Source organism: Amycolatopsis iheyensis, assembly GCF_024703995.1.
In the GTDB taxonomy this organism is placed as follows: domain Bacteria; phylum Actinomycetota; class Actinomycetes; order Mycobacteriales; family Pseudonocardiaceae; genus Amycolatopsis; species Amycolatopsis iheyensis.
Genome location: NZ_JAMXQV010000052.1, coordinates 25974 through 33532, shown reverse-complemented (window position 1 = coordinate 33532; position 7559 = coordinate 25974). Strand labels below are relative to the sequence as shown.

Genomic DNA, 7559 nt, shown 5'->3' with positions numbered 1-7559 from the left:
TGCCGATCTTGGTGATCTTGCCGTGGGCGATGAGGAACACCTGGTCGGCTTGGGAGCCGAATTCGACCAGGACGTCGCCGGGGGCGTAGTCGTGCTGGCCGAAGCGTCCGGCCAGTTCGGTGAGGACTTCTTCGTCGGGGTAGCCGCGTAGTGGGGCGAGTTCGCCGAGTTCGGGTGGGATGACCCGGACGTCGGCGCCGGTGGTGGTGAAGGTGACCCGTCCGTCGCCCACGGCGTAGGAGAGGCGGCGGTTGACGCGGTAGGCGCCGCCGGAGACTTCCACCCAGGGCAGCAGCTTCAGCAGCCACCGGGAGGAGATGCCCTGCATCTGCGGAACCGACTTGGTCGTCGTCGCCAAGGTGCGGGCGGCGGCCCGCCCCAAGCTCAGTGGTGCCTGGTCGGTGTCCACCGGGTCGGTGACGGTCACAGCGAAAACCACCCCATCATTCGGAAGCCGAGATTGCCGGGGACTGGCAACGAAGAATCAACATAGCAACGGCGTCCGCGTGCACAATGACACGATCGGGTCCAGTGGGAGAGCCACCTGTTCGACACTCGACCATTTCGGACACCGTGTTCGCCGCAATCGTCACCCGCCGTTCCCGGGCGTCACCCGGTCGAGAAGATCCGCTGCTCATAAGGGGAAACGACCATCGCTGCGGGGAGCGGCGACGGCCGCCGGAACGCCGGTCGACTGCGCCGAACCGGCGATAACCGCGGCCCGGGTGAGGCCACTCGGATGAATCGAACAATACCCGGTTGTCCGGCCGGAAATGGGTGCACTAACTTGACCATCCCGGCGTGAATGCGCCGGTGGGGAAAGGACGTGGATGAACATCTTCGTGGCCGGCAGTCTCTGGGTGGCCGGCGCGGCCCTCGTCGGCGGCTTGATCGCCTACCTGGTCCGGCGGTTCGGCTGGGACGAAGGGCGCCCCGACAACAACGACGCGGCGGGTCAGGTGTTCACCATCGTCGGCGGGCTGCACGCGGTGCTGGTCGCGTTCGTGCTCATCTCCCTGTTCGACTCGGTCGGCTCCGCGACGCAGGACGCGCAGACCGAAGCCGACAGCCTGGTCGCCGCCACCTGGGCGGCCGACGCGCTGCCGGGCGACGCGAAGGAGCGCGTGCACCAGCTCGCCGTCGCCTACGCGCAGACCGTCGAGGAGCGGGAGTGGCCGCGCCTCACCGACGGCGGCGAGATCCCCGCCACCGGCTGGACCCAGCTCGACCAGATGCGCCAGGCCGTCGCGGCCGCCGACGTCGACGGCGACTGGCAGATCGACCGCAAGACCGAGGCGAGCAACCAGCTCTGGGCGGTCTACCAGGCCCGCACGCAGCGGCTGAACAACGCGGGTGGCGGCGGGGTCGGCGCGGTCGTCTGGTTCGCGCTGATCCTCGGCAGCCTGATCACGGCGATCCTGCTGCCCAACCTGTTCGGCGGCACGCGGCTTGCCGCGCACATCATCATCGTCTCGACGCTGGCCGGCACGATCACGTTGCTGCTGTTCGCGATCTACCAGCTGCAGAACCCGTTCAGCGGGGGCGCGAAGGTGCCGCCGGAGGCGTTCACTTCGGCGCTGGAAAGGCTGGCTTGACCGGCACACGGGCCCGCTGGGCGGCGATGCTCGGGGTGGCCGCGGCGGTCTCGGCCCTGCTGGCGGCGACGGGCTGGCTCGCGCCCGCGTCGTCGAAGCGCCCGGCGGCCCAGGACCCGGACGCCTGCACGATCCTGCAGGCGGAGAACGAACGCGCGGGCGCCCCGACGACGTTGCGGCTGCTGTCCCTGCCCGACGGCGCGACGAAACGCCTGACGCAGGCCCCGTACTGGATCAACGCGATGGGTTACTCCACGACGCAGGACGTCGTGTACGGCATCGCGGACGGCACCCGCCGCGGCCGCTACGACCACGGCGCGCACGCGGTGCGGATCGACGCTTCGGGTGCGGTGACGGATCTCGGCGTGGTCGGCCGGGCGGGGTCCCGGCAGCCGGTGTGGAGCCAGGTCACCGGCGCGACGGCGGGTGCGATCGCCGGGAACCGCTGGTACGTCCGGCAGGACAGCGATCTGTACACAGTGGACATCGACCCGGTGAGCCCGGACTACGTGCGGGTGACGCACCGGACGGCGTTGCGGCCGGTGTCGCTCGCGGTCGGCGTCGACGACTTCGCCTACGACGAGACTTCGGGCCTGCTGTACGGCGTTTCGACGACTTCGCGTGGCGACAGCTCGGTGGTGACCCTCGACCCGGCCACCGGCAAGGTCGCTCCGGTGCCGGGGTTGAAGTTCCCCCTCGGGGGCGCGTACGGGTCGGTTGTGCTCGGCACGGACGCGGTGTATGCGACGGCGAACCGGGACGGGCGCCGCAGCGTGACCTACCGGCTGCCCCGCGACGGTTCGGGCCCGGCGGTGGAGGTCTCGACCGGGCCCGCCTTGGTGAGTGGTGACGCAGCGGGCTGCTACGCCGAGGCAGCCCCGCCGCCGCCACCGCCTCCGCCGCCCACGACCTCGTCGTCCCCGACCCCGACGCCGACGCCCGGTCCCACCCCGACGACGCCGGCTCCCGAACCGCCACCGCCGTCCCAGCCGCCGCCGGTGGAGCAGCCGGTCGCGCCGACCCCGGCCCCGACCCCCACGCCGACGCCCGCCCCGGCCCCGGTGGCCATGCCGGCGCCGAAGGTCCAGGCGCCACCTCCGCCGCCGGCCAAGCCGCACATCCGGCCGACGGAGAAGCCGCAGCCGGTGGTGGAGGACACGGCCAAGCGCACGCAGGAGAAGCGCCGCTGGGGCCTGACCGCGTTGATCCTGGTCCTGGGCAGCGGCGCGGCCGTGGCCCACCGCCGACATCGGTAGCGCACTGACGGCCGGCCGCGGCAGACCGACCGACCGTTAACGCGCCGGCCGTCTCGATGACGGCCGACGTCCACTTCGGGCACGAAGACTCCTCCTCCGGCGCGGTGCACGCGCCGGAGGAGGAGAAAACGGGATGAAGCGGGCAAGAATCACCCTGGTGGCCGCCGTGCTGGCGCTGCCGCTGGCCGCCGCGCCGGCCGAAGCGCACGGGCACGGGCCGCGAGCCCAGGACGACCACTACCGGACACGCGCGGGCCGCACCCTCGACGCCGGCGTGCTCGGCAACGACCGGGCCGCCACCGCCGTCGTCCGGCACACCGCGGCGGCGCACGGGACCGTCTCGATCGACCCGGACGGGACGTTCCACTACACGCCCGCGCCCGGCTTCACCGGCCGGGACTCGTTCACCTACACCGTTTCCGACGCGGTGCGGCTCTACCCGACGAACCTGCCGCCGCTGGCCACCATCGGCGGGGTGGCGATCAAGGGCGGCGCGTACGGCTCCGCGCTCACCCCGGTGCCCGGTGAGAAGAACGAGTTCTACGGCCTCACCGACCGCGGCCCGAACGTCGACGCGCCCGACGGCGGCAAGATCGAGCCGCTGCCCGCGTTCACCCCGGCGATCGGGAGGTTCCGGCTCCGCGACGGGAAAGCCGTGCTGGAGAAGAAGATCCCGCTGCGCGCTCAGGACGGCACGCCTTACAACGGCCAGGTCAGCCCGCTCGCCGACACCGGCGAGAAGATCGTCGACCTGAACGGGAACGAACTCGCGAAGTCGGCGAACGGCTACGACCCCGAAGGCCTCGTGGCGCAAAAGGACGGCACCTTCTGGGTGTCCGACGAGTACGGACCGTTCATCACCCACTTCGGCCGCGACGGGCGCGCGCTCGAGCGCCTTTCGCCCTACGACGGCTCACTGCCGGCCGAGCTGAAGTACCGCGTGCCCAACAAGGGCATGGAAGGCCTCGCCGTGACCCCGGACGGCCGGACGCTCGTCGGGGTCATGCAGTCCGCGCTGCAGCAGCCCGACCTGACGAAGAAGCCGGGCAACGTCACGACGTTGCGGATCGTCACCGTCGACCTGCGCACCCACGCCACGCACGAATACCTCTACCTGCTCGACGACCCGGACACCACGGGCACCGCGGTCAGCGAGATCACCGCGCTCTCGGCGACGCGCTTCCTGGTCGACGAGCGCGACGGAAAGCCGGAGCCGGGCGCGTTCAAGAAGCTCTACGAGATCGACCTGACCGGCGCCACCGACGTCGGCCCGCGCGCCGCGGGCTACGACGCGGTCAAGGGCGGGTTCCTGATCGGCGGCAAGAGCGTCGACGCCTTCGTCGGCAAGGACACCACCGCCGAGGCGACCGCCGCCCTGACCGCCGCCGGCGTCAAGCCGGTCGCGAAGAAGCTCTACCTGGACCTCGGCGCCCTGGTGACCGGCCTCGACCCGAGCGGCGGCTTCTTCGGCCACGACAAGGTCGAGGGTGTCGCGACGACCGACGGCGGCCGGACCCTCGTGATCAGCAACGACAACGACTTCGGCATCGACGGCGTGACGAACGCGGCCCCGCCGTACGCGCTGCACCCGAAGACGCGGCCGGACGGCCGCCAGGACGACGGTGAGTACCTCGCCGTCGACACCGCGAAGCTCCCGGCGGCCACGAGCACCGCGACGGTGACGATCGACGTCCGTTAGTACTTGAACTGGTCGACGTTGTCGGCGGTGATGAGCAGCGGATCGCCCAGCAGGACGGTCTTCGTTGCGGTGTCGTACTTCACCGCCGGCAACTCCAGGCTCACCTTGTTGACCGCCTGCAGCGGCTTGCCGTCGGCGACCTGCTTGGCCGTCCACGCGGTCAGCCAGCCCAGCGACTCGACGTTCCACAGCACCGACTGCGAGCAGGAGCCGTCGAGCAGGAACGGCTTGATCGCCTGCGGCGTGCCGACGCCGACGGTGAACACCTGGCCGATCTTCTGCCGGTCGCGCACGGCCTGGGCGACGGCGGGCGCGGACGTCGTGCACTCGCCGACCAGGCCGGTGAGGTCGGGGTGGCGGGCCATCAGCTCGTTGGCCAGGCTCTTCGCGTTGTCCTCGTCCTCGCCGGCGTAGACGGTCTCGACGAGCTGGGCCTTCGGGTAGTGCGACGCGGTGTACTCCTTCTGGACCGCGATCCACGCGTTGAGGTTCGCCGCGGCCGGGCCGCAGGAGACGATCGCGTACTTGCCGGCCGCGCCGGTCTTCGCCATCAGCGCGTCGGTCAGGGCGGCGCCGATGCCCTGGGCGCTGGCCTGGTTGACGAACACCTCGCGTTGCGTGCCCGGCGCGTCGGTGTCGGAGGTGAGCACGTGGATGCCCTTGGCCCGGGCCTCGCCGATCACCTGCGCGAGCGCGGCCGGGTCGTTGGGCGCCACCACGATGACGTCGACCTTCTTCGCGATCAGGTCACGCAGGATCGTCACCTGCTCGGCCGGATCGACGGTCTTCGGGCCGATCGTGGTCCACTCGACACCCAGCTGCTTCGCCGCTTCGACGCCGCCGGTGTTCATCGCCTCGAAGTACGGGATGCCGCCGACCTTCGGCACGAACGCGATCCGGGTCGGCGCGGGCGCGTTCGCCGGCTGTTCCGAGCAGCCGCCGAGCGCGAGCGCCACACCCAGCAGCAGCGTCGCGACCAGCCGGAACGTCTTGGTCGGCCCTCGCATCCCCACCCATTCCTCACTACTTCCGAACGGTCTGCGCATGGTGGAGACCAAGGGCGAAGGTAGGGCTCCACGTAACGGTGGTCAACGGGTTGTGCGCAAAGGGTTACGGAAGCGAGTTCTGCTTCGTGGGTTCCTGACCGGATTTCCCCTGGTCGGCGGTAGTGGCGACGCACGGTGACCGACGTTCACACGCTGCGTGCTCCTGTGACGCGCCGAACAGGCGCTAGGTACCCCTAGGGGGTATAGTTGAGGTCATGACTGAACAGCACGGTGCTTCGTGGGGAACGGCGATCCAGGCAACGCTGCACTGCCTGACCGGCTGTGCCATCGGTGAGGTGCTCGGCATGGTGCTGGGCACGGCGTTCGGCCTGCACAACGCGGCGACGGTGGTCCTGTCGATCGCGCTGGCGTTCGTCTTCGGCTACGGCCTGACCATGCGGGGCGTGCTGCGCTCCGGGCTCGGCGCGGCGGCGGCGTTCAAGGTCGCGCTGGCCGCGGACACGGTGTCGATCGCCGTCATGGAGCTGATCGACAACACCGTCGTCGTCGCGATCCCGGGGGCGATGGACGCCGGCCTGGCCAGTTTCCTGTTCTGGCTGGCGCTGGTGCTCTCGCTGGCGATCGCGTTCGTGGTCACGGTGCCGGTGAACAAGTGGATGATCGGGCGCGGGCTCGGGCACGCGAAGGTGCACGCCCACCACCAGCACTGAGGTGGGGAGGTGGCGGCCTCCCCGGCTCGGCTCAGACGCTCGAGAGGTCGACAGCGCGGTCGACCTTGCGCCGGTCGAGCACCCGCAGGATGCCTTCGAGCAGGTAGTAGTCGGCGTAGGGGAGTGACACCTCGACGCCGTCCTCGGCCGGCCGGTTGCGGGTGCAGCGCGCGACACTCGCTTCGGCCCGGGTGGACTTCGTCGTCAGGCACGTCTGCGAGATCGCGGTGAGGATCCGCAGCGCGCTGTCGCGGTACTGCGTCCGGTGCGTGAGCTCGGCGAGGTCGAGCAGGCCGCAGGCCATGATCACGCCGGCGGAGGCGTCCTTGACGTCGTTCGGCGCCTGCGGGGCGAGGTAGTCCCACACCGGCACGTGGTCGGAAGTGAGCCGCGAGAGGGCGTAGTCGGCGAGTTTCCGGGCGGTGGCCAGGAACTCCGGGTCGCCGGTGCGGCGGTGGATGGTGGTGAACCCGTAGACGCCCCAGGCCTGCCCGCGTGACCAGCACGAAGTGGGGCTGTAGCCCTGCACCGTGTTGGGCCCGATCGGCGCGCCGGTGACCGGGTCGAAGTCGAACACGTGCGGCGTCGACCCGTCCGGGCGGACGAAGTTCCGCTGCGCGGTCCTGGCGTGCGCGACGGCGATGTCGAGGTACTGCCGGTCCCCGGTCTGCTGCGTCGCGAAGGACAGCAGGTCGAGGTTCATCATCGTGTCCATGATGACGCGGCCCGCGTCCTTCGGGTCGGTCAGCGCGCCCCAGGCGCGGATGAACTTCCCGGCCGGGTTGTACCGCTTGATCAGCGACGACGCGGCCTGCACGGCGCCGGCCCGCCACTTGTCGTCGCCGGTGAGCCGCCAGGCGGTCACCCACGACGGGTAGAAGAGGAAACCGAGATCGTGCGTGCCGGTGTCGTTCTGCCGCGGCGCGAGTTTCTCCGCGGACGCCAGCGCGAGGGTCTTGAACCGGTCGTCGCCGCTGTGCAGCCAGGCCAGCCACAACTGTCCGGGCCAGAATCCGCCGACCCAGTCACCATTGTTCGAATAGGTCCATTTCTCGAACTTGGTGCCGACCGGAAACGCGGTGACCCCGGGGGCCACGGCGCCCAGCTTGGCGACCGCGTAGTCGGCCGCTTGGCGGAGCGTCCGGGTGGTGGATGCCTGGTCGAAGGTGGTTGCCGACGCGACGGCGGAAGTGCCGGCGCTCGCGGCCACCGCGGCACCGGCCGCGGTGGTCAGCAGGGTTCTCCGGGTAACGCTCACAGGTGCCCGCCATTCCGTGTGGGGAAATGTTCCA

The 7559-nt window shown here is 70.6% G+C and carries 6 protein-coding genes and 1 pseudogene; 4 read left to right on the top strand and 3 right to left on the bottom strand.

The window, feature by feature from the left end; translation table 11 throughout:
* A pseudogene (locus tag M8542_RS48805) lies at positions 1–427 on the bottom strand (Crp/Fnr family transcriptional regulator); the annotation flags it as partial.
* A gap of 403 nt (positions 428–830) precedes the next feature.
* On the opposite strand from M8542_RS48805, the gene M8542_RS48800 reads away from it, so the two are divergent.
* From M8542_RS48800 to M8542_RS48790, 3 genes are all read left to right on the top strand, one after another.
* Positions 831–1595: a bestrophin-like domain gene (locus tag M8542_RS48800; RefSeq protein WP_257927280.1), complete on the top strand. Its 765-nt coding sequence runs from the start codon at positions 831–833 to the stop codon at positions 1593–1595.
* Entirely contained in the window at positions 1592–2851 is a 1260-nt protein-coding gene (locus tag M8542_RS48795; protein ID WP_257927279.1) for a DUF6923 family protein, read from the top strand. The genes M8542_RS48800 and M8542_RS48795 overlap by 4 nt, the downstream gene beginning before the upstream one ends.
* A 133-nt stretch (positions 2852–2984) precedes the next feature.
* Positions 2985–4550 (top strand): esterase-like activity of phytase family protein, encoded by a 1566-nt coding sequence (locus tag M8542_RS48790; RefSeq protein ID WP_257927278.1) that lies wholly within the window; start codon positions 2985–2987, stop codon positions 4548–4550.
* Here the strand turns inward: M8542_RS48790 and M8542_RS48785 are convergent.
* Positions 4547–5557 (bottom strand): autoinducer 2 ABC transporter substrate-binding protein, encoded by a 1011-nt coding sequence (locus M8542_RS48785; RefSeq protein ID WP_257927277.1) that lies wholly within the window; start codon positions 5555–5557, stop codon positions 4547–4549. The genes M8542_RS48790 and M8542_RS48785 overlap by 4 nt on opposite strands.
* Positions 5558–5811: 254 nt before the next feature.
* Between M8542_RS48785 and M8542_RS48780 the strand changes: the two genes are divergently transcribed.
* The gene (locus M8542_RS48780) at positions 5812–6267 is read left to right on the top strand and encodes a DUF4396 domain-containing protein (protein WP_257927276.1); all 456 of its coding nucleotides are present in this window, start codon (positions 5812–5814) and stop codon (positions 6265–6267) included.
* 31 nt (positions 6268–6298) lie between these two features.
* On the opposite strand, the gene M8542_RS48775 is transcribed toward M8542_RS48780, so the two are convergent.
* Positions 6299–7525, bottom strand: a complete 1227-nt coding sequence (locus M8542_RS48775; RefSeq protein ID WP_257927275.1) for a glycoside hydrolase family protein — start codon at positions 7523–7525, stop codon at positions 6299–6301.
* Positions 7526–7559: the final 34 nt, after the last annotated feature.

Bases quoted from the DNA above. Each gene is read 5' to 3' on its own strand.
- M8542_RS48790 (WP_257927278.1), top strand. From the start codon at position 2,985: ATGAAGCGGGCAAGAATCACCCTGGTGGCCGCCGTGCTGGCGCTGCCG.
- M8542_RS48785 (WP_257927277.1), bottom strand. From the start codon at position 5,557: ATGCGAGGGCCGACCAAGACGTTCCGGCTGGTCGCGACGCTGCTGCTG.
- M8542_RS48780 (WP_257927276.1), top strand. From the start codon at position 5,812: ATGACTGAACAGCACGGTGCTTCGTGGGGAACGGCGATCCAGGCAACG.
- M8542_RS48800 (WP_257927280.1), top strand. From the start codon at position 831: ATGAACATCTTCGTGGCCGGCAGTCTCTGGGTGGCCGGCGCGGCCCTC.